Source organism: Leptolyngbya sp. 7M (assembly GCF_018128485.1).
This window is the reverse complement of record NZ_CP070897.1, coordinates 2,772,808-2,798,232: the sequence shown is the minus strand read 5'-3', so window position 1 is coordinate 2,798,232 and position 25,425 is coordinate 2,772,808. Positions and strand designations below refer to the sequence as shown.

Here is a 25,425-nt window from a genome sequence, read left to right as displayed (position 1 = left end):
CTACAAAAACGAACAGTTGCATTGTAGAGCTTGCCGGAGCAATCGCTGATAGTCTCGTTGGGAGACGATGAAAGCGCCAAACCGTTCCAGATGAGGGTTGGTCATTTGGGCATCAAACAAAATAAACTGACGCGCCCGCAGCCATTCCACCAGTTTCACCATTGCCACCTTCGATCCATCTGGGATCCGATAAAACATAGATTCGCCAATAAACGCTCCGCCAATCACGATTCCCAAAATGCCGCCTGCTAGCTCATCGCCCTGCCAAACTTCAAAGCTATGTGCCCAACCGGCTTGATGCAGTTCCCAGTACGAAAGTGAGGCATATCGGCGTGGGAATCAAAGGGCGATCGCCCTCAGTGTTGCCTTTCAACCTGTGCTACGATTCCTCATCCTTCTGGGATTTGTCCTGACCCTCTATTTGGGTGGTCGGGAAGTCCTTCAAGGGAATCTCAGCGTCGGCATTTACGGTTTTATGGTGTTCATTGTGCAAAATTTGCTGTGGCCCTTCACCGAGTTGAGCGAAATCATGGATGAGTATCAGCGGGCGATGGCTTCTGTTCGTCGTGTGATGGGTTTGCTGGATACTCCGGTTGCGATTCCGCATGGCGATCGCTCACTACCACTCAAAACCGTTCAAGGCGAAGTCCAATTTGACAACATTACCTTTGCCTACAACGGTCGCAATCCTGTACTCAAACAGCTTTCCCTTCATGTTCCTGCTGGTAAAATAATTGGTATTGTTGGTGCGACGGGGTCGGGTAAAAGTACACTCGTCAAGCTCTTGCTGCGGTTCTACGAAGTGCAAAATGGGCGCATTCTAATTGACAACGTTGATATTCGAGAGCTTAATTTACTGGACTTACGACAGTGTATTGGTTGGGTGAGTCAGGATGTGTTTTTATTTCACGGCACCATAGCGGAAAACATTCGCTACGGCAGTTTCGATGTCACTCATGAACAGATCATTCAAGCGGCAAAATTAGCCGAAGCCCATGAGTTTATTGAGCAGTTGCCCCAGGGCTACGACACAATTGTGGGAGAACGAGGTCAAAAACTTTCTGGAGGACAACGACAGCGACTCGCGATCGCCCGTGCCATCCTCAAAGACCCCCCGATTTTGATTTTGGATGAAGCTACCTCTGCGGTGGACAATGAAACCGAAGCGGCGATTCAGAAATCACTCCAGGTGATTACCCAAAATAGAACGACGATTGCGATCGCCCATCGATTATCCACCATTCGCCATGCAAGCTGCATCTACGTGATGGATCAAGGTCAAATTGTGGAACGGGGTACGCATGAAGAACTGCTGTCTCTGAATGGAGTTTATGCAAACCTGTGGTCTGTACAGTCAGGACTTTCGTCAACTCTACGCTGATTGAAGGGCGTCAGGATGCTGAACCAGTAATTCACGATTGCGTTGACGAGTCTTAGGATTGATGCCAAACAGACGCACATACTGATGTGGATAACGTTGTAGAAGTTGTGCTACTGTGGCGATCGCGTCCTTCTCCTGAGTCGTTTTAATCACCTCACAATCTGACCAGGAATTTGCCCGAAACCGTCGCGTATCTGCCTGTTCCACTCCAATATAAAATTTGTGGCTCAACACATCTCGAATCCAAGCGATCGTTTTAGAATCCAGGCGCGAGGGTGGATGATGACCATTGCCAGAACTAGACTGAACGGTAGCGAGTCCGTTGGGTTCATTGCGAATGCTGGCAATGCAGACCTGATCTTCAGCGCAGAGATAGCCCTGACGGAGCTTTTGATTGATGCTGACGACATGACGGGCAAACGCTGAATCGGTTTCCTGGACATCAGGTAAGCGATCGGCTTGCTGCTGATGGATAATCACTGAACCAGAGGCAATGTATTTCCCTGCGGGAACTTCTACATTCTCAATCAAGGCATGGGACATGACAATACAGCCATCGCCCACACGGGCATTAAACACGGTGGAACGGAACCCAATAAAACACCCCTTGCCCACATAGGCAGGCCCGTGAATCAGTGCCATGTGGGTAATGGAGGCATTGTCACTGATCCACACGGAGTAAGGTTCACCATCATCCCCGGTGACTCGCCCTTGCTCTAATCCGTGAATGACTGCCCCATCCTGAATATTGACATTGGCTCCGATGTAAAACGGCATTCCCTCATCGGCACGAATTGAAACCCCTGGCGCAATATGCACCTGTGAGCCAATACGAACATCCCCAATCACATTGGTCAATGGATGGATGTAAACACTGGGATCGATCGCGGGTTCAACAAGTTGCTGTGACCAGGGGGTCGGCGGTGCCGGGATATGGTAGCTGTCCATGCTAATATGAGAATGATTATCATTTTAATGATACTTGAAAAGGAGCAATCCTAGAAACCCAATTCCCCAATCTGATTTTGCCCATTAGCCATGACGCTACTGATTTACAACACCTTGACTCGCCGCAAAGAACCGTTCACAACCCTTGAGCCGGATGGTGATCTGGCTATCTGATCCGCAATGAACTGCAAGCGATGGGCGTTACTTTAATTGATCAACCAGATGGACAAACTCGCTAGCATCAATAACCGTTTCAGCTTCATAATTTCTCCTGGTAGAAGGTATGCCTTAAAAAAGGATAAAACTTTGCTCTGATTCACCGTCTTATCCCTCCCCTCCGCATTGTTTTGTCCCTAATTCAGGTAGTAATGTTTGACCCCGATGAGGTTGGTATGCAACGGGTGAAGTAAAACGAATTTGATTTCCTAGAGTCAATCAATTCCCTGATCCAAGGTGAAAGTGAAACGACCATTTAGCAATGACTTTACTCATGAGAAAAAACTTTCTGCGTGCACTCCTGGCGATCGCGGTTGCCGCCGTAATCATCCTACCAAGCTGTGCCCAGCTCAACACTCAATCTCAGACCTCTACAAATCCAACGCTGACGTTCTCCTGGTCGCAGGATATTGGGCCGCTCAATCCGCACCTGTACAATCCCAGCCAGATGTTTGCTCAGGATTTAATTTATGAACCGCTGGTCAGCTACGATCGCGGCGGCGAAATTCAGCCCGCACTGGCAAAAAGCTGGGAAGTGTCGCCAGACGGCAAATTGATTACGTTCCACCTGCGTGAGGGTGTCCAGTTTTCAGATGGCACTCCATTTGATGCGGTGGCTGCCAAAGCCAACTTTGATCAGGTGTTGCAAAACCGCGAAGAACATGACTGGTTGGGGCTGATTGAGGCGATCGATCGCGTAGAAGCTCAGGGCGATCGCACCTTGCAGATGTACCTGAAAACGCCCTATTATCCCGCTCTGCAAGAATTAACGTTGATTCGCCCGGTTCGTTTCCTGTCGCCCAAAGCGTTTCCTGATAGCGGCACGACCGCGGAAGGCATCAAAGCTCCGATCGGTACGGGTCCCTGGGTGTTAGCCGATTACCAGAAGGATGCTCAGGCTGTGTTCAAGCGCAACGAAAACTATTGGGGCAACAAACCTGCCGTCGAGCAGGTGACGGTCAAAATTATTCCCGATGGCGAAACGCGGGTGCTGGCGTTTGAAAACAAAGAAATTGACTTGATTTACGGTAACGGTGAAATCAGTTTGGATTCATTCAAGCAATTACGCGATTCGGGTGAGTATACGGCCGAGGTATCGCCACCGTTGAATACGCGAGCGATCGCCATCAATTCCAATCGAGGTGCGACAGCAGACTTGAAGGTGCGGCAGGCAATTCAGCACAGCGTCAATAAAGATGCGATTGTTTCTGCCATCTTCTACGACACGGAACAAAAAGCTGACACCTATTTTTCAACCGAAGTGCCCTATGCCAATATCGGCTTGCAACCCTATGCCTACGATGTGGATCAAGCTAAAGCCTTGCTGGATGAAGCTGGATGGCAACAGCCCGCAGGACAAGCGATTCGCCAGAAAGACGGTCAACCCTTAACGCTCGATTTGTCCTTCAGTGGGGGAAACAATGTAGATAGGGCGATCGCTGAAGCGGTTCAGGCTGACCTGAAAGCAGTCTGCTGTGGGGTCCGGGGTCTGGGCAAATCCGTTTACCACAAAAACAAGGCAAAAAATCAGTAGCCCACAACCTCTAAGCCGGAACGATGATTCGGCCAATTTACCCCAACCGATTCTCGACATAATTCGCTCCATCGATGGTCAGATTATAAGATAGTAAGAAAACGTGCAGTAATCCGCAAGATAATTTTGAGATGCAGCTAAGCACGTAATAGTTGTTTCGGCGGCCGGCGAAATACAGTTTCGTTCTGGGGAACATTTGGGCTTGTGCGGCGTGTTATAATTGTTTGACAGGTGTAAAGTTAAACAATCTCGCATCTGACCATCGCCTGTCTTTTCCAAGTAAACTATGTCAGAGTTCATTTGTAGACTCGGAACGCCGTCCGGAGATATAGTCACTCGCGTTATCGAGGCATCGGCGGCGGATGAGGCCAGGCAGGCTCTTGAGCGAGAAGGTTTTAAGGTCTTTTCGATCTCGTCAGCCTCCGGCGGCTTGGCTTCTGTGCTTCCTTTTACCGCGACCGGCGGAAAAGGAAGGATCAAGCAATCCGACTTCTTGCTATTCAATCAGCAGCTGTCTGCATTGTTAAGGGCAGGAATTCCTCTTCTTCAAGCAATTGAGCTCTTAAAAGCACGATCGACCTCTTCGACCCTTCGAGTTATTCTGGCCGACGTTGAGGAGCGTATTAAAAGCGGAGCGTCTCTTTCCGAAGCATTCGAAGCTCAAGGTGTTTTCCCAAGGATATATACTGCCTCTATTTATTCCGGAGAGAAGAGCGGAGCCCTCGATGATGTCCTGCAAAGGTATGTGGAATATCTGCGAAGAAGCGTGGGTATTGCCCGGAAGCTTAGAGGAGCTCTAGCTTATCCGATCTTCTTGATGGTTGCAGCGGTAATAATGGTCGCTTTTCTCACGCTTTATATAATCCCTCAGATGTCCACACTGTTCCGGGGGTTAAGTGCGAACCGTGGCTTGCCGACAATAACGCTGGCGGTACTGGCCGTTTCGAACTTTGTGTCATCGAATGCGATCTGGCTTTTCCCGCTTTTGCTAATACTGGGATTTGCTCTCTACGTGTGGCTGCGCACTGAAAGCGGGCGATCAGTTCTACATCGATTCCTATTGAAGCTGCCAATTGTTGGCGTTTTGATCCGTCAAATGGCGACGGCCCAACTGGCTAGGTCTATCGCAACACTGCTTGCCGGAGGGATAACGGTCCCAGATTCGTGGGATGTTGCCTCTCAGGCGATCAATAATCTTGAACTGCGGCGGCGGAGCCAAGCAGTACTTCCACTTATTCGCGAGGGTCGCGGCTTCACCGATTCTATTGAGAAAGCAGGTTGGATTCCTGATCTCGGCCTCGATATGATCGGCATCGGCGAGCGTTCAGGGAGTTTGCGTGAAATGCTTGAAGAGGTGGCCATCTTCTATGATGCTGAGGCAGAGGTTAAACTGGAGCAACTGACGACGCTCCTTGAACCAGTTATCCTCGTTATAATGGCGGCAGTCATTCTTGTGATCCTATTGGCGATCTATTTGCCGATCATAGACACAATCTCCAGCGGTCCAATGGGCGGACGCCGCGGATAGAGCAGAAAGAGCAGTGATGAACGAACAGACAGTAACTACAAATATCTCGTCTCCTAAGATAGAGATCTCGGATTTTATCGAGAATGAGCCACCTGAGGTGGTTGAAGCCAAGCAATTAGCAAAACGATATCGGCTTCCTTATATCGATCTTTTGCCGCCCGATGCAGAATCTCCGATCGATTACGAAGAGCTAGCGAAGATCCCGGTAGAAATGATGTTGCGAAATCATTTTGTACCACTCAAGAGGGAAGGGAACGAGCTCCACGCAGCCATGGCGGATCCGACAAATCTGGATCGGCTTGACGAGATGGAGAATGCTCTAAATGTTCGGATCGTGCCTTACATCGCTACGCAGGGGGCGATAGATGTTGTGCTAAAGCGCGGTGATGCTACGCAACGTGTCCTCCAAGAGGCGGCTTCGGGTTTTAAGATCTCATTGGTCAAAGAAACAGATCAGGGAGATGAAGTTCTCGATTTAGACCGGCTTGCAACAGACAGTGAAATGTCGCCGATAATTAAACTCGTCGACACGATCGTTTACAACGCGATGGAATCCAGGGCATCGGACATACATATCGAAGCGGGAGATCGTGATGTCCGGGTCAAATTCCGTATAGATGGAGCCCTTTACTCGAAGGTTGATCCTATCGATATTGCTTATCACCAAACACTTATCTCACGTATCAAGGTGATGTCGGAGCTCGACATCGCCGAACGGCGCATCCCACAGGACGGGCGTTTTCGGGTTCGCTATAAGGGCCGTACTGTCGACTTTCGTGTCTCTATCCTCCCGTCCGCATTCGGTGAAAACTGTGTTATCCGTATCCTCGATAAGGAACAAATATCGGAAGAATTCAAGAATCTGTCACTTGATGTTGTTGGATTTGATGCAGATGATCTGCGCAGGTTTCGTATTTATATTAAGGAACCTTATGGAATGGTACTGGTAACCGGCCCGACCGGTTCAGGTAAGACAACAACCCTTTATGGGGCATTGAACGAGATCCGAAATGACGAGGACAAGATAATAACGATCGAAGATCCGGTGGAGTACCAACTTCAGGGGATAATGCAGATCCCTGTGAATGAGAAGAAAGGGCTCACGTTCGCCCGCGGTCTTCGTTCTATTCTTCGGCACGATCCCGATAAGATAATGGTCGGTGAGATCAGAGACGAGGAAACTGCACAGATCGCTATACAATCGGCATTGACCGGGCATCTAGTCTTCACCACGGTCCACGCGAACAACGTTATTGACGTGATTGGGCGTTTTCTGAATATGGGTGTTGAGCCATATAATTTTGTCTCTTCCTTGAACTGCGTGCTTGCTCAGCGTCTTGTGCGGCTTCTTTGTCCTGTATGCAAGCGCCAATATCAGCCAGGCGATGAGGAGTTGTTTGAATCGGGGTTACGGTCTGAGGATGTCAAGGAACGAGTGTTTTTCAGAAACGTCGGCTGCGATGCTTGCAATCACACTGGTTATAGAGGCCGTTCGGCGATTCACGAACTCTTGGATATGTCTGATTCCATTCGCGAAATGATCATTGAGCGGCGTCCTGGTTCAGAGATACGGCGACAAGCCCAGAAAGAAGGTCTTTCGAGTCTTCGCGAATCAGCGATAAAGAAGGTTTTTTCTGGTGTTACGACACTTCACGAAATAAATCGGGTTACGTTCGTTGAGGAGGTTAGATGATGAGATCACTTTTCCTGTGTGTATTGCTTGGATTGGGTATAAGCGGAACTGTGTTCGCTCAAGTGGACGGGAATCCTGAGAATTGGTGCCGCCCCGGAGTTTTCACTGTCGATGCGGAAGCTTTCAGTGTCGGCACTGCCAAAGGTGCTAAGAATACCCGGATCTACTTCTACAATGACGATGAGTCAGATTGTCCGGGTAACGAGCGATGCAGATCAAAGGCATATTTGCTGCCGGGCGATCAAGTGCTTGTTTCAAGATCGCGTGGCAATTTTTCTTGCGTCTGGTACACGCCGGTTAAGGGATCTGCAACGGTTGGCTGGGTTAGGACTGATAGTTTTCGGTTCATCGAAGCGAGTGCGAACCCGGCATTGTCCGCGTGGCTCGGTGAATGGAAATATGGTGAGAACACGATAAATTTTACGCGAGCGGCGGTCATATTTCCGGTCTTGTAGAATGTATCAGTCTTTGGATCAAATATCTCGGCATCAGCCAAGAAGCTCCAACCGGTACTCGTCCCGCCGACCAACAGAACCCTGCCGTCATCTAACACGGTCGCCGTATGGCCGTTTCGTGCAACAGTCATTCTTGATGTTGGCTTGAACTGGGCCGTTTCCGGGTCATAGATCTCAGCGGAATCTAAATAGGAAACATTAAAGCCGCCGGCGATCAAAACACGTCCGTCATGCAAAAGGGTGGCGGTATGCCCCGAGCGAGCTGTATTCATATCGGAGGCCTGGGCAAAAGTTTTTGATCCCGGATCAAAAAGTTCGGCGCTATCGAGCGCTTTCTGATCCTGCCCAAATCCACCCGTGACAAGAACTTTCCCATTCTCGAGCAGAACGGCCGCGTGAGCTGCCCGTCCGGTTTTGAGTTCGCCGACCAACTGGAGAGAGTTTTTTGGATGGGGAGATTCATCTCTCTCGTCATAATTTGTCCCACATCCGGTAGTCAAAAGCGCTAAGAGTTGGAAAAGGAGGAGTGCGTACATAGTTTGATCTCCTTGGTAATTGAATGTTTTGCCACCGTTCTGCGATAATCTTCAGAGCAGTCTTTCACTTATAAATTCAATACACCGCCCGGCGGCTGAACCTGACACGCTTTTTCTATGACGTTACATCCGATACTGGAAACAGAACGCACCTGGTTCCGGCCATTTGTCGAAAGCGACCTGCCATTGCTTATCGAACAGCGTTCTGATCCTGAAGTTAACCGCTATCTTGGCGGGACGAGGATGCAGAATCCAGAGGCATTGACCAAACGCATCCAATTTTACATTTCGTGCGTTGAAAAATTCGGCTTTGGGATGTGTCCGATGTTCCTGAAAGAAACGGACGAGATGATCGGAACTGCCGGTTTACAGCCCCTTATTGACACTGACGATATTGAAGTTGGATACAGCCTTGTCAAGGCACAGTGGGGCAAGGGGCTGGGAACGGAGGTCGCGATAGGATGGATGAATTTCGGCTTTACCGAAAAAGGGCTCGAACGAATAGTCGCCGTTGCAAATGTCGATAACGCAGCCTCTAGGCACATTATGGAAAAGATCGGGATGAAGTTTGAAAAGAACGACCTGCATTACGACGAGGAATGCGCTTTCTATTCGATATCTAAAAATGAATTCTTTAGAATTAACGGAGAGCTATGAAGCCCACTAAGATCTTTTTCTTGATAGTGACAGTGCTTCTCGCCCGAGCTGTATTTGCTGAAGTTCCGCCACCGCGTTGGGCGATGTTGGACGGGAACGCTATCCATTATTACGATATCGGGGACACGAAGCAGAAAAAGGCTCTTGTTTTTGTACACGGATGGACGTGCGATGCCGAATTCTGGAAGGAAAGCTATCGAGCGTTTCCTCAGTATCGCGTTATTGTGGTCGATCTTCCGGGACACGGGCTTAGTGATAAACCGCGCCTCGATTACACAATGGACCATTTTGCTCGGGCGGTGAACAGGGTTCTCGAAACGGCAGGTGTCGAATCAGCAGTTCTTGTTGGCCACAGTATGGGCACACCCGTTATTCGGCAATTCTATCGTCGGTATCAGGGAAAAACTCTTGCGTTGGTTATAGTGGACGGTGTGGTCGAACCTTATCTTACCAAAGAGGCTTTTGAGAAGTTCTTTGCACCGATAAGGGCTGATTACGTAAAAAATGCCCCAAACTTCATTGATGGGATGCTTGCTCCGGTAAAGGACGCAGAGTTGAGGAAGTGGATCCGCTCCAGGATGCTATTAACGCCGGAACACGTAGCATTGAGCGCGATGGATGGAATGGGTGAAATGTCAATTTGGGAAAAGGACAAGATCAACGTTCCCGTGATGACATGGCTGGCCCGCTCGCCAGCAATGGGCGATGCGGTAGAAGAGAAGTACCGGGCGGTGGCTCCCGATCTTGAATTCCATATCTGGGACGGCGTTAGTCATTTTCTGATGATAGAACAACCAGCCTTGTTCAATGGTCAGCTCAAAGGTTTTGTAATGCGTCGGAAACTGCTTTGATCTTGAATGACCGAACAATATCAACCAAGCTATCTTAGGCTCGGATTTGCGCTTCTGCTTTCGGCATACTTTGTATGGGTCGCGGCGACACCGATGCAAGGCAGCTTTCTTGATCTGGTCGATCTTCCTATACATGAGACCGGACATCTTCTCTTTCGTCCGTTCGGCGAATTTATGATGGTCGCCGGCGGTTCGATCTTCCAGGTGATAATGCCCGCGGCTTTTGTCGTATATTTTTTCTGGCACGGCAAATATTATTCAGCGTCGATAGTTCTTTTGTGGCTCGGGCAGAGTATCTTGAATGTTTACGTATATGCCGCGGACGCGGTGAATATGCAGCTTGTTCTTACAAGCGGGCTGACCGGAAGTGAAGGCAGTTTTCATGATTGGAATTATATGCTTGATCGGCTTGGTTTGCTTGGACAGACAAAGTTGGTTGCGGGAGCCATACGGACGATAGGTACCCTAACAATTGTTTCCGGCATTTTGTTCTCAATTTACTATTCGTTCTCGCCAACTGCAGAAGACGATCTGGACACGATATGACAACCGCTTTGATAACGGGAGCCTCCAGCGGCATCGGTGAAGCATTTGCCCGCCGTCTTGCGCGCGATGGTTATGACCTTATCCTTGTTGCTCGTTCGGAGGATAAGCTTCGTTCGATCTGTCAAGAGCTGGTCGATGCACATTCCATCAAAGCTCAATGGATCGGTGCAGACCTAACGAAGTCCGGATCGGAACAAGAAGTTTTCTCCAAAGTTGCTTCGATAGGCTCGTCAGTTGGCCTACTGATAAACAATGCAGGATTCGGTTCTATGGGTGACTTCGCGACTCTCCCTTTAGATCGTGAACTTGAGATGATTGATCTGAACGTGCGTACGCTTGTGGGTCTCACGCATCTTTTTCTTGCCCCGATGCGTGAACGGAAACACGGCACCATTATCAATGTTTCATCGGCTGCAAGCTTTCAGCCAGTCCCTTTCATGGCCACGTATGCAGCCACAAAAGCTTTCGTAACATCGTTCTCAGAGGCGATAGCCGAGGAAAATAGACGATTCGGCATCCAGATTCTCGCACTATGCCCTGGCTCGACCAAGACAAATTTTTTTGAAGCCTCAAACATAGAACGCGCCTTGAAGGTCAAGGGCCAGGAAAACGCTGAACAGGTTGTGGAAACCGCAATGAATGCTTTAAATGGCCGTCGGGCGAAGATCGTTTCCGGATGGACGAACTGGGTCGTGGCATCTGCATCGAATTTCGTGCCAAACTGGCTCATAACTCGCGTCGTTGCAAAGGGCCTTCGCGGCCGGTATCAGGGAGATAAATGAGATTTTCAGTACTTGGCAGCGGATCTACGGGCAACTCCGTCCTGATCTCGACCGACCGAACCAATGTCCTTGTCGACGCTGGTTTAAGTGCCCGGGAAACCCTCCGACGATTGTCGCTGCTTCACATTGCACCGGAAGACTTGCACGGTATTGTGATCACGCATGAACACAGCGATCATGCTGGTGGACTGAGGGTGCTTCTTCGTCATGTAACGTGCCCGGTTTACATTTCGCGTGATACTGAAGATGCATATTATGCTACCCGCCGAAATGGAGGCAACGGCGATAGCGAATCAGCCAAACGTCGTCGCTCAGCTCCGTAAAGGGCCACAGCAGGTCCTGCACAATGAACACCATAAAGCCGTAGGTGCCCACACTCAAGCGACCATTCAGCACTTCCCGCCCGCCCAAGTACAGCGTCAGCACAAACCCCAGCAGAATGAAAAACCGCAGCATGGGCTGAAAGGCCACACTCAGAGCAATCGCTCGTTGGTTACTGTGCCGGTAGGCATTGCTTTCCTGGTAGACTCGTTCACGTTCGTAGGCTTCGGCGGTGAAACTCTTAATCGTGGCAATCCCAGAGAGGTTATTGGCAAGGCGATTGTTAATCAGCCCAGCCTGATCGCGTACCGCATCATAGCGAGGAGCCAAGCGGGACTGAAACGCGAACGTACCCCATAGAATTAAAGGAATCGGCAGCATTGCTAACCAGGCAATTCCAGGAGCCAGCAGCACAAAACTGAAGCCTACGGCAAACACGCGGGTGAAGAAGCCGAGGATATCCTGAGCGCCAAAGTTGAGAAACCGCTCTAGCTGATTAATGTCATCGTTAAGAATCGACAGCAGCGTGCCGCTACTGCGGTCTTCAAAGTAGGCTAGCTCTAACTCCTGAAGGTGATTGTAGGTATCAACGCGCAGTTCATGCTGCATCGTCTGAGCCAAGTTGCGCCAGAGTTTATCGGCTCCATATTGACTCAGCGATTCTAAGCCCCAGGTGACAATCGTCAGCAGTGACAGCACCAACAACTGAGTCAGAGTATTTTGAATCCCAAGTCGTGCCAGCAGGGAGCCTTCTTGCTCAATCACCACATCAACGGCAACGCCAATCAGATAGGGAGGAGCTAAGTCAAACAACGTGCGGAAGATGGAGCAGGCAATCGCGCCCCAGATTTGCGGTTGGTAGGGTTTGGCATAGCGGAGCAGACGCAGGAGGGGATGAGCAGAACGGGTTGCCATTGGTCGCACGCGGAGATGATAGGTTTTGCAGAAAAATACACTATTCTGTAGTTTAATATGGCGCGGGTTTAACCACAGCACTCACTATCAGATTCATGCGATGCGATTCAATTTTTCCAAACTGTTTCACGGGTCTTCGTCTCTGGTTTTTGAGCTATTGCCTGAGAGATCGTGGCAACGATCACAGCGTATCGATTTGTTCGCGCAGCGTGTACGTAGCCTCTTTATGGGGTTTGCCTTCCCGGTAGAGTAGGAGCGTGATTTAAGCCAAGATCAGACATATTGGCAAAGTAACGATAAAGGTCATCAATCAATTGATTAGCTGTGATCGGACCGACAACAGTACTAGACCAACTCACTGCATAGACTCGGTCATTTTGCACAGCTTTTAATGTTGACCAAATCGGTTGTTTCAAGAACGATAGTGATTTAAGTTTCTCGGAATCTGTTTCACGGAGTACATCAATGAACAGAATATCAGCATCCCACTCAGGTAAAGCTTCAAGGCTCACTTCTAAGTAACCTTTGAGCTTTTTATACGCAGGGATGAGTGGTATACCTGCATCGATCATGACCTGGCCATATGGAGCAAAATCTGATCCATAAACATGAACTGTTGGGTCTGACCCATAAAGATGAAGAACAGATACCGTCTTGGTTTTCAGCTTTTCACCTAGCTGTTGCCGAAATTTTTGAATTCGCTGATTGTACTCAGCCAAAATTTCCTCAGCTCGATCACTCCTATCCAGGATTGCAGCTAAATATTTCAAGTTTTTCTTAAAATCGACTTCACTATCCGTGTCTATCATCACCGTAGGTGCGATGGCAGATAGGAGCGTATAGTATTGCTTCTGCCAGATATGGCCCACAATTAAATCAGGTTTGAGACTGAGAATTTTCTCTAAAGATGGTTGCTCCCAATGACCCACCAGTGGAATATCAGCAACAAACTGATTGAGCGTATCCGACTTAATGCAGTAAGGACAGGTAGCAGCACCCACTGGCTTTATGCCTATTGCTAATAACGGATCAAGCAGGAAACTACCGTCTAATACAACAATTCGTTGGGGGTGAAGTGGAATTTCAGCTTGACCTAAAGCATGGCTCACGACTTTTGTTGCTGCTGGTTTCTGTGCAGGGCTTGACTGCTCTGCTTGTCCAGTTGTTGAATTCATTCTGTCTGACTGAAGCCACAGCGACTTACTGCTGCAAGCAGGGATCGTAAAAACGGAAATAGCCGTTAAAAAGAGTAGAAACAAAGTAATTTTATGGGGCGCTTTCTTCCTCATTGCAAAGAGTGTTCTCTCCTAACCTAGAATTCCCAACTAATTGAACCAGTAATGGTGAATGGTGCACCTCTTTGCACATAGAGTCTACCGAAGTTAGCTGCGCTAACATAATCTACATTGAGAAGATTGCGAACATTAACTGCTGCATTAAATCTACCTCGACGGTAGTAGATTGCTGCATCAGTCCGAAAGTAGTCATCGAGTTGAAATGTGTTTGCTAGATCGCCCTGTCGCTCACCCACATAAAATACTCCTAATCCAAATCCCAACCCTTTCAAATCTCCTTCCTGAATTGTGTAGGTTGTCCAAAGGCTAGCTTGATTTTCGGGCACGTTTATTAGTCGATTGCCTTCAGGAATGGAATTGTCTTCAGTGACTACTGCGTCAGTGTAAGCATAAGAAGCAACCACATTCCAACCCGGCAAGATTTCACCTCCAATGTCCAACTCAATGCCCCGGCTTCTTTGCTCTCCAGTTTGAACTTGAAAGCCCTGCCTAGCTAGATCGGGATCGAGAGCAGGGGTCAGCACATTTGATCTCGTAAGACTGTAGGCAGCCAGATTAGCTGAAAGTTTACCTTCTAAAAACTCAGTCCTGATACCGACCTCATACTGAGTTCCCCTAGTTGGTTCAAATGCATCATTATCTGAATTGCGTCCTGTAGTTGGGCGGAATGATTGGCTGTAGCTAGTGTAGAGTGAAACATTTTGGCTGGGCTGATACACTAAACCAATCCGAGGGCTGAAGGCACTGTCATTTTGAACCGGGCTATTGATCCCATCACCAAAAGCTTCAGAATTATTAGATATCCAATCATAGCGACCACCAATTAAAAGTTTCAGATTGTTACTAAAGGTAACCTGATCCTGAAGATAAAACCCATATGATTGGTTAGTTTGTCGGAATGTAAAAGGTACATCTTCTGGTGATTCGGGTAGGCTGACATTGTAATCCGGGTCAAATATATCTAGATTAGGCAAACTGGTTCCCTCATCGAAGACTCCATTACTGATAATGTAACGGTTAAAATCAAACCCTGCTACAAGCTGATGAGAAATTGAACCAGTTCTAAACCTGCCAACCAAATCGAGCAGCCCAAAATAACTGTTATCTTCGTAATCGCCTCCAAAAAATCTATAGTCAGTTAAAGTACGGTCATTCAGAATATCTGCATAATAGGTTTCACGTCGCTCAGAAGACGACAAATTGATGGCAAGATTATTGCGAATCTGCCAGCTATCATTAAGTTCATGATTCAGCCCGTAGCCGAATCTATGACTTGCAAAATCAACTAACGCAAAATAAGTAGGCGAAAGACTCGCAGGTGGTAAGTTACCATCGCTGAGAAGCGGAACATCATAAATAGTAGGATTTGCATAGTACCTACTGTACTCATAGAAAAGATTCAGATTTGTCCGCTCTCCTAACCTGAAAGTAAGTGAAGGGGCAACTGTAGTATTTTCTGGATAGGCAAGATCTTGAAAGCCTCCCCCACCGCGTATCGTGTGTTGTCGTGTTTCTTGCCGGGGAAATCCTGAAACGTCTTTGAGAAGATGGTTGTGTCCCCAAGCTGCTTCGAAGCATATTCGGCCGTCACATCGTCAAGGCCGGGCAGGAATATCTTTGTCATGATCGTACCAAGGATCGCGTTCGCTCTTTCGCGGCCGTACTGGTCGTACATCTGTGGAAGATCCTGATATCCGAGGCCAAGCCCGACGCCGCGGCCGCGGCCGATACCGGAGATACGTTTCACCTCGGCGACGTTGAGTTGATAGGCCTCGTCGATAAGGACGAAGCAAGGATAATCCGGTTCGTTCAGGCCGTCTAGTCTCATCTCCATAACGGCCTGTCCTAAGAATGTCGCTATGAATTCCTTATAGATGTCGGCGGCTCCTTCCGAGACGACAAGATAAATTGCGGTACCCGGTTTGCGGAGCTCGGAGAAGTCGATCTGTCGACATCCGGCTTCTTTCTCTTCATCTGTCGGCGGCATCGTTACCATGCGAGCGGGTGCGAGGGTGAAAGGCCGGAGCTTGTTGTAAAGGCCGATAAGAATCGAACCTCGTGTTTGAACAGGAGCCTGACGGAATGCCAAATACGCCTGTTTCGCATAAAGGCTTGGCGAACCTTCCATGGCCTTTGCGAAAGCATCGTTACCGTCTTCTCCCAGCGAGAGAAGAAAGTCGGCGGCGAAAGCAGGAATCGCCTTCTCTCGGTAAACCTCTGCTATATGCAGAAGGATCGCGGTCAGGGCGATCTGTTCGGCGTCTCCCCAGAACGGATCGGCATTTGTCTTACGTCGGCTCTCGATCCCGATCATCATTCCTGCGACCTGGCAGGCAAACGCAGGGTCGTTTCGGCACTTTGGAACAAAGTTCCATCGATCGCTTTTCGCAGGGTCATTGAGATCAAGACGAAAAAGGCGTCTGGCTGAACCGGCCGTTTGTGCGTATAGCTCGCCCTTCGGATCGTAAACGAGCGTTGAAGAGTTTCCGAGTACTGCCCGTATCATCGAAATAAAGAATGTCTTTGACTTGCCCGAACCGGTTGGGCCGAACATCACGAAGTGTCTTAACCATTGATTTGGCGGAAGAAACACGTCTCGGCCTCGAAAGGCTTTGGCGATCGGAAGAGCATTTGCGGGAAGGGGTAAACCCCGAATCCTATTCATCATACCGCATCGGACAAGATCGGCTGCCTTCGCCCAGCGAGCCGACCCGTGAGCCGTGCTCATTCGCCTGACGCGATAATCCCAAAGCAGCGAGTATGCATCTACGAACCCACCGGCAATGCAGACAAATGCCATCGCCCAGAATGCAAGATTGATGAGGCCCGGTTCTCCAAAAAGCCACCCGGCGAAAAGGCTTAGCGCCGCACCGATCAGTCCGAGGAACACGAAGAATACGCCTCTTCCGATATCGGCAGCCCAATGCCAGAAGGCATTGTACGAAGGCAGGTATTGTTCATTTGCCTTTCGGGGGATGCCGAATGACGCGTCAAGTTTTTCGATCCATTCACGCGAAAACATACCTTTGACTCACTTATGATTCACTTACTCTGGTTTTGCGCCTTCAACCACGCATCTTGCTCCCGCAGATCGTGGAGAACCGATTCATCGAGCGGCAGAGCATCTCCCCGCCAATGCCTGATATTCCATCCGGCCGCTGCCAACTGTTCAGTCGTGCTAAAAGGCGCCGGAATTCGTTCCGGGCTTACGTTTGAAGATTGAAAATACACTACCGAGTTTGGCTCACCTGGTGGTAGAGGGAATTTCAGCAGCAGGGCCGGGCCTTTTGATTCGTCTTTTGGGAGCGACACTATCTCGAATGAAAATGGTTCTCGTATGTATCTGAAACTGATCAGACTCAATTCGGATTGGAGCGACAGCCCATCGATCCCGATCCCGGGCGGAAGAAGTCTGCGGTTCACAAGATCGCGGAGAACGCTCTCTGTTGTCGCCGGCGGGTTCCCAGTTGCCGAAAATGTCGCAAATGCCGAAAGCGAAACAGCCACACCCAAAGCCCCCGCTTCTCTCAAACGCGCCCCCGCTTCGATTGCCTTCCCCGAGAATCCGGTCCCGGATGGAAAGCCGAAAATTGACGCGCCCTGCTTTTGGTGGTCAGAGCCGTTATCAACGAACCTGACCTGGACGGGATCGCGAGAAGTGATGACCGATCGCGAGACAAAATACACGCCGACGATCAGCGCAGCGATTATCAACGCCTCGGATCGCACGAGGGCGGAGACGCGTCCCAACCTGCCGGTTAGGGAGTCTGTCTTTTCTTTCTTATTCTTCCTCGCCCTTATGTTCATTGTCCTTCTGCGGTAATAAAATGGGCCCATCGCTTTGCCCATTCGGGATCGCGGCTTGCGAGCCATGTATCCACTTCCGGGTGGAAAGAGCTGGTCATCGCAAGCAGATAGTCGATCTGTATGTTTAGAAGTTCTCGGGCTTCTCCGGTTTTTACGAAATAGCAGAAAAAGCGTGAGAGTAAAGTCTCGTCAAGTGATTCGATAGAACTCCTTATAAAAGCGCCCGTGACATCGATAGATTCCCGTAAGCTGGGGTGATCTTCCATACCGGCGACTCCCCGAACCGCATCGAGCAGCTTTATTGAAAGAGCGAGCTGGGCGGAGGTGGCTTTTGCGTTCCGTGCCGAGAGTATTTCAAGCTCCTTCGTAAGCGACGGCGTAGCAAACCGGCTAAAAATATGTCTCGAAATGAACGGAGAACTTAGCTTATGCCTGAGATCGTTAGATGTTGTTATTACGATAGGACGAGACTGCCAATCCGATATACCGATAGAGCCTCCTTCGTATCTCGGGATGTAGATCAGCCCACGCTCAAGCGGCATAAGCAATGAGTCCTCGATGCTTGCACCGAATTTGTCGCTTTCATCAAGCAGGAGCACAGGTGGCGGAGTTTTTAAACTGGCCGCTTTTGCCGCCAGATCATACGCTGCCCCGACCTCGCCAAGAATAAGGAATTCTCTCTGCCACTTCTTTTTGCGAGCCCGTTCAAGAAAGGCCGATTGTTGTTCTTCTGGCAAGGCCTTTGCAATTGTCAGATTCTCTTGCATCCAAACCTCCTGTTCCTCGCGATCCCAGTCGTACAGGATCTCTTCCTGTTTGAGGCCGTCTCGACCTGCGACAACACACATTGTCAGATTGCAGGCCGAAGCGAGGGCTTCCGGAAAAGCGGTTTTACCGCTTCCCCGCGTACCCGAGACGAGCCATGCCCGGCCTGACTGGAGGCTCTCGCAGAAATCCGAGAAATTTTGATCGTCCGGGACATAACCCGTCGCAGCGATCAATTCAAATAGTTCACGTTCCCGCCCTTCGAGAACGACACTTCTAGGATCTATCTGAGGTCGATTCAGGTCGTGACGTATCATTTGCCGCCGGCCTCCGGCCCAACTTTTTTTGGGGTGTTGGATGCGTTCTCAGGCAGAGTGGTCACAAGAACATATCCGTTTGCTCCCGCCGCGACCTCGATAAAAGTGTTATCCTTACCATTCTTCAATAGCGCATCCGAAAGGTCTTCGGACATCGACTCCGAACCTCTGCGGATCGGTTCCGACAAGATGACGGTACTGCCGGACCGGATAGCTCCGATCGATCCCAAAACTGTGGATGCCGTTTCTTTCAAGCTGCTGAAAAAACGTGACCATTGGCTGGTGAGTTTCCGTCGTCGTCCCTCTATACCGGAACCCCGTGCCCATCCCACCGATGACCTGATCGTGATGCTGGACGGCGAGGTGCAGGTCGAAGATGGTACCACCCTGCGGATCGTCAATCAACCCGTACAAATTACCGGACGCTACTATGGCTTAGTACGATTCCTCCAGCCAATTGCGGGCAGCGATCAGTTTCGCGTCGAGCATTTTAATCCCACCACGGATCAGTTCGATGGTGGAACAGAAATTGTCCGCCTGCCGCCCGTGATCGCCGATCAAAACGGCTGTTTTCCTTCTACCACCCGCGCTCTAGAGCAGTCTCCCCTCAACGAAATGGGTTGGTACATCTATGGGGCCAAGGATGCGGCGGGTCTATTTGTGGTGCAATCCTACGCGCCCCGGTCGCTGCTGTGGCTCCAGCCCGATCAGGTGATTTTCGGCTACAAGCCAGCCTACCGCTATATCCGGAAGCAGACTTGGGCCAACATCAAGGCCAAGAAAGGCCAGATCAGTTCGGTGCTCTTGAGTCCAGAGCTAAATGCACCAGAGCTGGATGCGCAAGAGTTGCAAGAGTTGCAAGAGTTAAAGCAGCAACAAGCAATCGACGCTTGGCCAGAGGGTACCCGCGCCTTGGTGCTGCATACCTATGGCGGCATTGGCGGCCAGAAACGGGAACCCGCAGCGGCGACACCTTTGTTTTTTGGCCATTTTGCCTATGGCTTAGCCACCGTGGTGCGCGATCCGCTCACGCACGAACTGCGGTTTGAAATTCAGTACTACCAGGTCTACACCCACAACACCGATGGCATCGTTGCGGGAACACTGCACTGGTCACGCTATCTGGGCGATCGGCAGTTTGGTTGGGCAGGGGTGCGTCCGGTCTGTGACTTGCTGGTGAAGCTGGACGCCTTTACCGAGGATTTTGAGATCTACGGCTACAAAAGCTCGCCCCTGAATCTGATGCTGCGTCACTTGCAGGTGATGACGGCCCGCTACCGGATTGGCGATGGCACCGGCGGCACCTATGTTGGCATCGCCAATAACTGCTCGCAGGATTCCAACCAAGCGCTGTTTGCCAGCCTCAACAGTTTGGAGCGGGCGATCGAAGCCGATGCGGTGTCGCTGCAAAATTGGTTGTCGAGTTCGCAACAGGCAAGCCGCTATCAGCGGTTGGTGGAGTTGATCAATGCCCTACAGCGGGAACTGCAACCCTTGGGTGCTCCCCGTTCCGACTGGCAGAAAAACGAATACACCCTAGGCTGCACCCTAGAAGATAGCCCCTTGCGCAACCTCAAAGCGGGGTTGGGAAGCTGGCGCACTCTCCTGCCCCGGTTAGCTAGCGATACGGTCGTGCGCATCTTTTTGCAGTTCGATGCCTCGGTTTGGGTGCTGCGGACTAATCAAATTGGTGGCTATGACCCAGAGATAGAACCCATTGCCCCGATGACGCTTTGAAGTTTGTTTAGTATCCCTGGTAGCAATTTGCAAATGCTGGGAACCCTGGAACAGGTCTGCGCTGGATTTGTATTCTGTGGTGTTACGCCTACAAGCTGAGCACTACAGCCTGCACTCAGTTGAATGACTTACACTCCATCCAGGCTGTTTTTGCCATCGTCTACTCCTAAGACGATCAGTAGCCGTTGCAGACCTAAATTTTGTCGGATTGGTTTTGCTAGAGCAGTTTAGGAAAGCTAGCTGCTCTGGTTTTCCCTGCTGATTCGCGCTATCAACTTAACAACAGAGGAGCTTTAATGGTTACTTCCCCCATCAACCTATCTGGCCTCAATGGGACAAATGGTACGACGCTGTTTACTGATACCAATAGAGCGTTAAGACCCTTCGGTGACATCAATGGCGATCAGATCAGCGATTTTCTTGTCACGGATACCAACAATCCTCCAGGCCAGACTGGTAAGGCTTATATTCTGTTTGGCACGCCCACCTATTCCGCCTCTTCTACCTTCAATCCTGCCAACCTGAATGGGGCCAACGGCTTTGCGATCAATCTGCCCAGAACGCCAGATCCAAACAATCAATTCCCCCCGTTTATCGAAGCGGCAGTGAATTCACCCGGCGATGTGAATGGCGACGGCATCAATGATTTGATCATCAGCTACTCCCCTGCCAACGCTCAAGTTCCCGGATCCGGTGAAGTCTCAGCTCCGGCGGTGGTGCAGGTTATCTTTGGACGCAAAACTGGCTACACGCCTACTCTAGATACGAGCAATCTGAACGGTACCAACGGCTTTACCATTACCGGCGGCTACTTCTACAGCAGTAGCGATCTCAACAATGATGGCGTCAGCGATATTGTGCTGGCCAATCCCATTGCCTCACCCAATGGTCAAGCCCAAGCCGGACAACTCTATGTGCTCTATGGTAAGCGCAATGAATTTGCAGCCACAGTTGATGTCGGAGCAATTAACAGCATCAACGGTTTGGTGATCAACGGCACCGGAGTGAATACCCGTTTGGGCGCATCTGACTTTGAATCGAGTGGTGATTACAACGGAGATGGTATTTCCGATTTAGGCATTTTTCGCAGTGGCTTCGGTCCTGGAGAAACCGTTACAGCTCAACTGCCCAACTACATCATCTACGGTTTCAATGGCGCTGTAGCTGGATTAACCACAACCACACCCAACATCGATGCAACTGGAGTCAATGCCCCGCTGGCAGTTGATTTAGCAGAAAACACCCTTAGCATTGATTTTCCCGGTAGCCCCCTGATCCGAACATTGCCGGCTGGATTCCTCAATGTTAGCGGCACCGCACTCGACGATGTCTTGCTTGGCGACGATGCCAATAACTCACTGGCCGGAAATGCTGGCGACGATGCGCTCGAAGGTTTAGACGGTGATGACATCCTGGTAGGTGGTGCTGGCTTCGATACGCTCACCGGCGGTGGTGGCAAAGATACCTTTGGCTTCGGCATCGGTCAGACTTTCAACCGTGCTTTGATCGGCGTGGATCAAGTCACCGACTTTAATATCAGGCAAGACAAGATCCAAATTGATCGCACCACCTTCACAAAAGTCAAGCAGCTCTCGTTTGAATCGGTAGAAAATCTGAGGCAGGCTCGCCGCAGCGATGCGCTGATTGTCTACAACGAAAAATCTGGCGCGTTGATCTACAACGAGAACGGTGCGAGAAACGGATTTGGCAATGGAGGCCAGTTTGCGTTGCTGACGGATGGCCTGAATTTGACAGCCAGGAATTTCTCTGTGGTAGCCTGATTTGTCGCTACGTGAAGTACCCGACGCTGAGCTACGCTACAGCGCGGGCTTCTCTAGTCAACCGCGACAGCCTCGGAGAGGGTAGACTTGCGCCTTCCTCCCTTTGGTCTGACATCGCGTCCTAGAGCAGTAGACCCACTTCCTGAGTCCAATATCCGCAAGCCTTCATTTCTGATGTTGATCGCTGCGTTGATATCCCTGTCGTGCCGTTCCTGACAGTGAGGACAAACAAACGAGCGAATGGAAAGATCCATCTTCTCCAGCGGTAGCAGGGCGTTTGAGCAAAGATGGGAAGACGGGAAGAATCGCCCAATCTCCAGATAAATCTTGCCCTCAAACTCAGCTTTGTATTTGAGCAGAGTGCAAAACTGTCCCCAGCCGACATCGCTGATTGCTTGAGCGAGGGTGTGGTTTTTCACCATGGTCTTAACCGCTAGATCTTCCACCACAATCACTTGGTTTTCGTTGACTATCTTGCGGGATAGCTTGTGATGAAAGTCTGCTCTGACTCTAGCAATTTTGGCGTGGCCAACAGAAGGGCCTGAAGCATTCAATGCGGAGATGACCGCAGCAGCCTCAAAAACATCATCATCGGCACAATTATTTCGTTCATACCGAAAGCCGTTTGACCCGGAGACGTATATCCTGAATGACATAGTGTTTACCTCTTTCTAACTGCACATCGCCGGAATATCCAGCATATTTCTCCGACGATCTTAAAGAAGATATTTTGCACTGTAGAGGTCGGCAAAAGCGACTTTTTGACCGTTCTTGCAATTGTGGGACTAGGGGAACTCAATGGTTTCCGGTCGAAAAAACTATTAAATGATGCGGACATTTGTCACTTATCCAATTTTTTGCGGAGATTTTCTACGGTCTTACGATCGGAGGTGGCCTTGTCTTCTTCGCCAAGCCCTTCATAGGCCTCCGCCCTAATCAAATATGCGTTGATATGCTCTTTATTCAAACGGATAGCTTCGGTGGCATCGGCAACCGCTCGCTGAAGATCTCCAAGATTAAAATAGATCAAGGCTCGGTTATGAAATGCATTACTGTCCTTCGGCTCCAATTCAATGAATCGGTCATAGTCCTTTAATGCCGCTCTGAAATCCTCAAGATCTATGAAGATCCCGCCCCGTTCAAAATAGGCATCGGTAAGTTCCGGGTCCAATTCGATCGCCTTCGTATAATCAAAGATCGCCCGTTCATAGTCTGAGGATTTAAGGTGGATCCGCGCGCGGAATAAACGAAGATCCGCCCGCTTGCTGTTGAGTCTAATAAGCCGTGTGTAATCGCTCAGGGCCGCCGCCCATTCTTCCCTTTCCTCAAACAATCTGGATCGGTCTAACAGAGCATCTATATCGTCAGGATCTATCTCTATAACTCGGCTAAGATCGGCGATCGCACGGGGCAGATCTTTCAATTGTTCATATGCCAATGCTCGGTTATGCAACGCATACGTGCTTTTTTCATCGATCTTTAGCGCCGCATCAAATTCTTTAATAGCCTGCTGAAACCGCTTTCTGAAAAGGTTCACGCGGCCGCGTCCTACTAATGCATCGGCATACTTTGGATCGATCTTTAGCGCTCGTTCAAAATCCTCAAGAGCCTTCTTGTCCAGATCTTTTTCAAGGTACGCTTGTCCTCGGCGGTCGTACCCGTCAGGCTGCTTTGGATCCAATTCAATGTATTTGGAAAAGTCCTTGATCGCTGAATCGAGGTCACCAAGCGATTGATAGGCCATTGCCCGATTGAAATAGGCACTACTGTCTTTTGGATCGATCTCGATAGCCAAAGTAAGGTCGTTGATCGCGTTCTGATATTCGCCTTGACCGTCATAAACCAGTGCCCTGTTGAAAAGAGCCCTGGTATGCTTTGGATCCATCTCAAGAACACGGTTTAGATCGTTCAGAGCAAACTCATAATTCTTCGATCTGTAGTAGGAGCTTGCCCGGTCTATATAAACGCCTTTGTCGCTCGGATGGTATAACAAAGCCTTGTCCAAGTAGGCTATCTTGCAATTCTCGTCGGCTTCGTCACATTCTTCGGCAAGCGTTGTGAACTTATCGCAAAGTGATAATGCGATCGTCTCGACCAATTGGTCATCGGCTCCCGCATCCCGAAGCTGAGCCATCTGTTCGTCATCGATTTCGTCTTTAAGTCCACGCTCCTCGACCTTTTTCTGCGCGATACGGCTTGCTGTAGAGGGGCCAAGTTGTGAATCTCTCAGCGTTCTCAAAAGCTCTTCAAATGTGAGCGGGCCAGACTGCGCCAAACCCACGATCAATGAAGATTGAAACATCAATACAGCAGATAGGATCGCGATAACCTTTATAAAGCTATTCATACTTAGGCTTCCAAGGCGAGTTATGTTTGCTAAGTCGGTATTTTTCCGATAGCTTACAGCAGAGACAGGATAAGGCAATTTTCCCAATTGGAAAAGGAAAAAGTTTCTAACCTTGGCCCGTTTGCCGCGCTTATCGGCGTTCAGGTATTGTTCGGTTCGCTGCCGGTTATCGGCAAGGTCGTACTCGCAGTGCTTCCGGCGGTAGCGCTGGTCGGATTTCGGGTTGGAATAACCGCATTGGTCCTTTTCATTATCCAGTATTTTCGAGGTCGTTTATGGCTGAAGGAAAAAGACGATTATGCTCGTTTAGCGATCTTAAGCCTCTTTGGCGTTACGTTCAATCAGCTTCTCTTCATCGGCGGGCTCTCGCTGACAAAAGCATCGAACACCTCACTGCTCGCCGTCACAATACCTATTTTCACTATAGCGATCGGTGCTGTGATTGGTACCGAACGGCTTCGGCTTATCAAGACCCTTGGCATTGTCCTGGCCGCGGCAGGCGTCATTGTCCTCATCGATCCGAGAAACGCGTCGTTCTCATCCGAAACAACTATCGGTGACCTTCTTATCATCGTAAACTCTCTCTCTTACGGCATCTATGTCGCAACTTCGAAGGAGATCATTACACGAAATGGCGCCTTTCGTTCGATGATGTGGGTCTTCATTTTTGCCTCGATCATTTGTGTGCCGCTGGGGCTTGTGTCCATCTACAGCGTAGAGATCTCGGCTGTTTCATCGTTTATCTGGTTGTTAGTGCTATATATTGCGGTCGTGGCGACCGCCGGGCCGTATTTGCTGAATGCATACGCGCTTGCAAACGTAAATGCATCGACCGTTGCAGTTTTTATTTACCTTCAACCTGTTATAGGATTTCTGCTCGCGGCATATTTCCTCGGAGAATCGATCGATCTCCGTTTTCTATTTGCTGCAGTAATGGTATTCATTGGAGTTTATTTGACGACTAAAAAAGCTGGCCCTGCTCCGAACACTTAAAAATAACACGCTGAAACTTT

General features: G+C 49.7%; 24 protein-coding genes. 12 read left to right on the top strand and 12 right to left on the bottom strand.

Annotation, left to right across the window (positions count from 1 at the left end):
* Window positions 1-303 (bottom strand): hypothetical protein, encoded by a 303-nt coding sequence (locus tag JVX88_RS13610; protein ID WP_317134659.1) that lies wholly within the window; start codon window positions 301-303, stop codon window positions 1-3.
* Window positions 304-376: 73 nt separating this feature from the next.
* Here JVX88_RS13610 and JVX88_RS13605 point away from each other — a divergent pair, with 73 nt between their 5' ends.
* Window positions 377-1,381, top strand: coding sequence for an ABC transporter ATP-binding protein (locus JVX88_RS13605; protein ID WP_317134632.1), 1,005 nt, complete (start codon window positions 377-379; stop codon window positions 1,379-1,381).
* Here the strand turns inward: JVX88_RS13605 and JVX88_RS13600 are convergent.
* Entirely contained in the window at window positions 1,373-2,329 is a 957-nt protein-coding gene (locus JVX88_RS13600) for a ribulose bisphosphate carboxylase small subunit (protein ID WP_211627788.1), read from the bottom strand. The two genes, JVX88_RS13605 and JVX88_RS13600, sit on opposite strands and share 9 nt — an antisense overlap.
* A 490-nt stretch (window positions 2,330-2,819) precedes the next feature.
* Between JVX88_RS13600 and nikA the strand changes: the two genes are divergently transcribed.
* The 3 genes from nikA to JVX88_RS13585 all read left to right on the top strand — a co-directional run bounded on the left by nikA (window position 2,820) and on the right by JVX88_RS13585 (window position 7,300).
* Complete coding sequence (gene nikA, locus JVX88_RS13595; RefSeq protein ID WP_211627787.1) at window positions 2,820-4,079, top strand: nickel ABC transporter substrate-binding protein; 1,260 nt, start codon at window positions 2,820-2,822, stop codon at window positions 4,077-4,079.
* Window positions 4,080-4,365: 286 nt separating this feature from the next.
* A complete protein-coding gene (locus tag JVX88_RS13590; protein ID WP_211627786.1) occupies window positions 4,366-5,607 on the top strand; it encodes a type II secretion system F family protein in 1,242 nt (413 codons plus the stop codon).
* 16 nt (window positions 5,608-5,623) lie between these two features.
* A complete protein-coding gene (locus tag JVX88_RS13585) occupies window positions 5,624-7,300 on the top strand; it encodes a GspE/PulE family protein (RefSeq protein WP_211627785.1) in 1,677 nt (558 codons plus the stop codon).
* A gap of 241 nt (window positions 7,301-7,541) precedes the next feature.
* Here the strand turns inward: JVX88_RS13585 and JVX88_RS13580 are convergent, their stop codons facing one another.
* Window positions 7,542-8,291 carry a Kelch repeat-containing protein gene (locus tag JVX88_RS13580; RefSeq protein WP_211627784.1) on the bottom strand — a complete coding sequence of 250 codons (750 nt, stop codon included), beginning with the start codon at window positions 8,289-8,291 and terminating at the stop codon, window positions 7,542-7,544.
* 117 nt (window positions 8,292-8,408) lie between these two features.
* On the opposite strand from JVX88_RS13580, the gene JVX88_RS13575 reads away from it, so the two are divergent.
* The 5 genes from JVX88_RS13575 to JVX88_RS13555 are packed head-to-tail and all read left to right on the top strand — an operon-like array spanning window position 8,409 to window position 11,450.
* Entirely contained in the window at window positions 8,409-8,948 is a 540-nt protein-coding gene (locus JVX88_RS13575) for a GNAT family N-acetyltransferase (protein ID WP_211627783.1), read from the top strand.
* Window positions 8,945-9,799: an alpha/beta fold hydrolase gene (locus JVX88_RS13570; protein WP_211627782.1), complete on the top strand. Its 855-nt coding sequence runs from the start codon at window positions 8,945-8,947 to the stop codon at window positions 9,797-9,799. Before JVX88_RS13575 ends, JVX88_RS13570 begins: the two co-directional genes overlap by 4 nt.
* Window positions 9,800-9,805: 6 nt before the next feature.
* On the top strand, window positions 9,806-10,345 hold the full coding sequence (locus JVX88_RS13565; RefSeq protein WP_211627781.1) for a hypothetical protein: 540 nt from the start codon (window positions 9,806-9,808) through the stop codon (window positions 10,343-10,345).
* Complete coding sequence (locus JVX88_RS13560; RefSeq protein WP_211627780.1) at window positions 10,342-11,127, top strand: SDR family NAD(P)-dependent oxidoreductase; 786 nt, start codon at window positions 10,342-10,344, stop codon at window positions 11,125-11,127. Before JVX88_RS13565 ends, JVX88_RS13560 begins: the two co-directional genes overlap by 4 nt.
* Window positions 11,124-11,450 (top strand): MBL fold metallo-hydrolase, encoded by a 327-nt coding sequence (locus JVX88_RS13555; RefSeq protein WP_211627779.1) that lies wholly within the window; start codon window positions 11,124-11,126, stop codon window positions 11,448-11,450. Before JVX88_RS13560 ends, JVX88_RS13555 begins: the two co-directional genes overlap by 4 nt.
* On the opposite strand, the gene JVX88_RS13550 is transcribed toward JVX88_RS13555, so the two are convergent.
* The 7 genes from JVX88_RS13550 to JVX88_RS13520 form a co-directional block, all read right to left on the bottom strand.
* On the bottom strand, window positions 11,386-12,363 hold the full coding sequence (locus JVX88_RS13550) for an ABC transporter ATP-binding protein (protein ID WP_211627778.1): 978 nt from the start codon (window positions 12,361-12,363) through the stop codon (window positions 11,386-11,388). The two genes, JVX88_RS13555 and JVX88_RS13550, sit on opposite strands and share 65 nt — an antisense overlap.
* 224 nt (window positions 12,364-12,587) lie before the next feature.
* The gene (locus JVX88_RS13545; protein WP_211627777.1) at window positions 12,588-13,652 is read right to left on the bottom strand and encodes an ABC transporter substrate-binding protein; all 1,065 of its coding nucleotides are present in this window, start codon (window positions 13,650-13,652) and stop codon (window positions 12,588-12,590) included.
* Between the two features lie 23 nt (window positions 13,653-13,675).
* Window positions 13,676-15,154: a TonB-dependent siderophore receptor gene (locus tag JVX88_RS13540; RefSeq protein WP_211628698.1), complete on the bottom strand. Its 1,479-nt coding sequence runs from the start codon at window positions 15,152-15,154 to the stop codon at window positions 13,676-13,678.
* The gene (locus JVX88_RS13535; RefSeq protein WP_211627776.1) at window positions 15,076-16,680 is read right to left on the bottom strand and encodes a type IV secretory system conjugative DNA transfer family protein; all 1,605 of its coding nucleotides are present in this window, start codon (window positions 16,678-16,680) and stop codon (window positions 15,076-15,078) included. The genes JVX88_RS13540 and JVX88_RS13535 overlap by 79 nt, the downstream gene beginning before the upstream one ends.
* A 20-nt stretch (window positions 16,681-16,700) precedes the next feature.
* Window positions 16,701-17,465, bottom strand: coding sequence for a hypothetical protein (locus JVX88_RS13530; RefSeq protein WP_211627775.1), 765 nt, complete (start codon window positions 17,463-17,465; stop codon window positions 16,701-16,703).
* Window positions 17,462-18,547 (bottom strand): AAA family ATPase, encoded by a 1,086-nt coding sequence (locus tag JVX88_RS13525; protein WP_211627774.1) that lies wholly within the window; start codon window positions 18,545-18,547, stop codon window positions 17,462-17,464. Before JVX88_RS13525 ends, JVX88_RS13530 begins: the two co-directional genes overlap by 4 nt.
* Window positions 18,544-18,702 (bottom strand): hypothetical protein, encoded by a 159-nt coding sequence (locus JVX88_RS13520; protein ID WP_211627773.1) that lies wholly within the window; start codon window positions 18,700-18,702, stop codon window positions 18,544-18,546. Before JVX88_RS13520 ends, JVX88_RS13525 begins: the two co-directional genes overlap by 4 nt.
* Window positions 18,703-18,736: 34 nt before the next feature.
* Between JVX88_RS13520 and JVX88_RS13515 the strand changes: the two genes are divergently transcribed.
* Entirely contained in the window at window positions 18,737-20,284 is a 1,548-nt protein-coding gene (locus tag JVX88_RS13515; protein WP_211627772.1) for a hypothetical protein, read from the top strand.
* 296 nt (window positions 20,285-20,580) lie between these two features.
* Window positions 20,581-22,065, top strand: a complete 1,485-nt coding sequence (locus JVX88_RS41890) for a calcium-binding protein (protein ID WP_211627771.1) — start codon at window positions 20,581-20,583, stop codon at window positions 22,063-22,065.
* A 53-nt stretch (window positions 22,066-22,118) separates the two neighbouring features.
* Here the strand turns inward: JVX88_RS41890 and JVX88_RS13505 are convergent, their stop codons facing one another.
* Window positions 22,119-22,721, bottom strand: a complete 603-nt coding sequence (locus JVX88_RS13505; RefSeq protein ID WP_211627770.1) for an RNA-guided endonuclease InsQ/TnpB family protein — start codon at window positions 22,719-22,721, stop codon at window positions 22,119-22,121.
* A gap of 185 nt (window positions 22,722-22,906) precedes the next feature.
* Complete coding sequence (locus tag JVX88_RS13500) at window positions 22,907-24,412, bottom strand: tetratricopeptide repeat protein (RefSeq protein ID WP_211627769.1); 1,506 nt, start codon at window positions 24,410-24,412, stop codon at window positions 22,907-22,909.
* A gap of 87 nt (window positions 24,413-24,499) precedes the next feature.
* On the opposite strand from JVX88_RS13500, the gene JVX88_RS13495 reads away from it, so the two are divergent.
* Window positions 24,500-25,405 (top strand): DMT family transporter, encoded by a 906-nt coding sequence (locus JVX88_RS13495; RefSeq protein WP_211627768.1) that lies wholly within the window; start codon window positions 24,500-24,502, stop codon window positions 25,403-25,405.
* Window positions 25,406-25,425: the final 20 nt, after the last annotated feature.

Bases quoted from the DNA above. Each gene is read 5' to 3' on its own strand.
- JVX88_RS13600 (WP_211627788.1), bottom strand. From the start codon at position 2,329: ATGGACAGCTACCATATCCCGGCACCGCCGACCCCCTGGTCACAGCAA.
- nikA (WP_211627787.1), top strand. From the start codon at position 2,820: ATGAGAAAAAACTTTCTGCGTGCACTCCTGGCGATCGCGGTTGCCGCC.
- JVX88_RS13590 (WP_211627786.1), top strand. From the start codon at position 4,366: ATGTCAGAGTTCATTTGTAGACTCGGAACGCCGTCCGGAGATATAGTC.
- JVX88_RS13585 (WP_211627785.1), top strand. From the start codon at position 5,624: ATGAACGAACAGACAGTAACTACAAATATCTCGTCTCCTAAGATAGAG.
- JVX88_RS13580 (WP_211627784.1), bottom strand. From the start codon at position 8,291: ATGTACGCACTCCTCCTTTTCCAACTCTTAGCGCTTTTGACTACCGGA.
- JVX88_RS13575 (WP_211627783.1), top strand. From the start codon at position 8,409: ATGACGTTACATCCGATACTGGAAACAGAACGCACCTGGTTCCGGCCA.
- JVX88_RS13570 (WP_211627782.1), top strand. From the start codon at position 8,945: ATGAAGCCCACTAAGATCTTTTTCTTGATAGTGACAGTGCTTCTCGCC.
- JVX88_RS13565 (WP_211627781.1), top strand. From the start codon at position 9,806: ATGACCGAACAATATCAACCAAGCTATCTTAGGCTCGGATTTGCGCTT.
- JVX88_RS13560 (WP_211627780.1), top strand. From the start codon at position 10,342: ATGACAACCGCTTTGATAACGGGAGCCTCCAGCGGCATCGGTGAAGCA.
- JVX88_RS13555 (WP_211627779.1), top strand. From the start codon at position 11,124: ATGAGATTTTCAGTACTTGGCAGCGGATCTACGGGCAACTCCGTCCTG.
- JVX88_RS13550 (WP_211627778.1), bottom strand. From the start codon at position 12,363: ATGGCAACCCGTTCTGCTCATCCCCTCCTGCGTCTGCTCCGCTATGCC.
- JVX88_RS13545 (WP_211627777.1), bottom strand. From the start codon at position 13,652: ATGAGGAAGAAAGCGCCCCATAAAATTACTTTGTTTCTACTCTTTTTA.
- JVX88_RS13535 (WP_211627776.1), bottom strand. From the start codon at position 16,680: ATGTTTTCGCGTGAATGGATCGAAAAACTTGACGCGTCATTCGGCATC.
- JVX88_RS13530 (WP_211627775.1), bottom strand. From the start codon at position 17,465: ATGAACATAAGGGCGAGGAAGAATAAGAAAGAAAAGACAGACTCCCTA.
- JVX88_RS13525 (WP_211627774.1), bottom strand. From the start codon at position 18,547: ATGATACGTCACGACCTGAATCGACCTCAGATAGATCCTAGAAGTGTC.
- JVX88_RS13520 (WP_211627773.1), bottom strand. From the start codon at position 18,702: ATGTCCGAAGACCTTTCGGATGCGCTATTGAAGAATGGTAAGGATAAC.
- JVX88_RS13515 (WP_211627772.1), top strand. From the start codon at position 18,737: ATGACGGTACTGCCGGACCGGATAGCTCCGATCGATCCCAAAACTGTG.
- JVX88_RS41890 (WP_211627771.1), top strand. From the start codon at position 20,581: ATGGTTACTTCCCCCATCAACCTATCTGGCCTCAATGGGACAAATGGT.
- JVX88_RS13505 (WP_211627770.1), bottom strand. From the start codon at position 22,721: ATGTCATTCAGGATATACGTCTCCGGGTCAAACGGCTTTCGGTATGAA.
- JVX88_RS13500 (WP_211627769.1), bottom strand. From the start codon at position 24,412: ATGAATAGCTTTATAAAGGTTATCGCGATCCTATCTGCTGTATTGATG.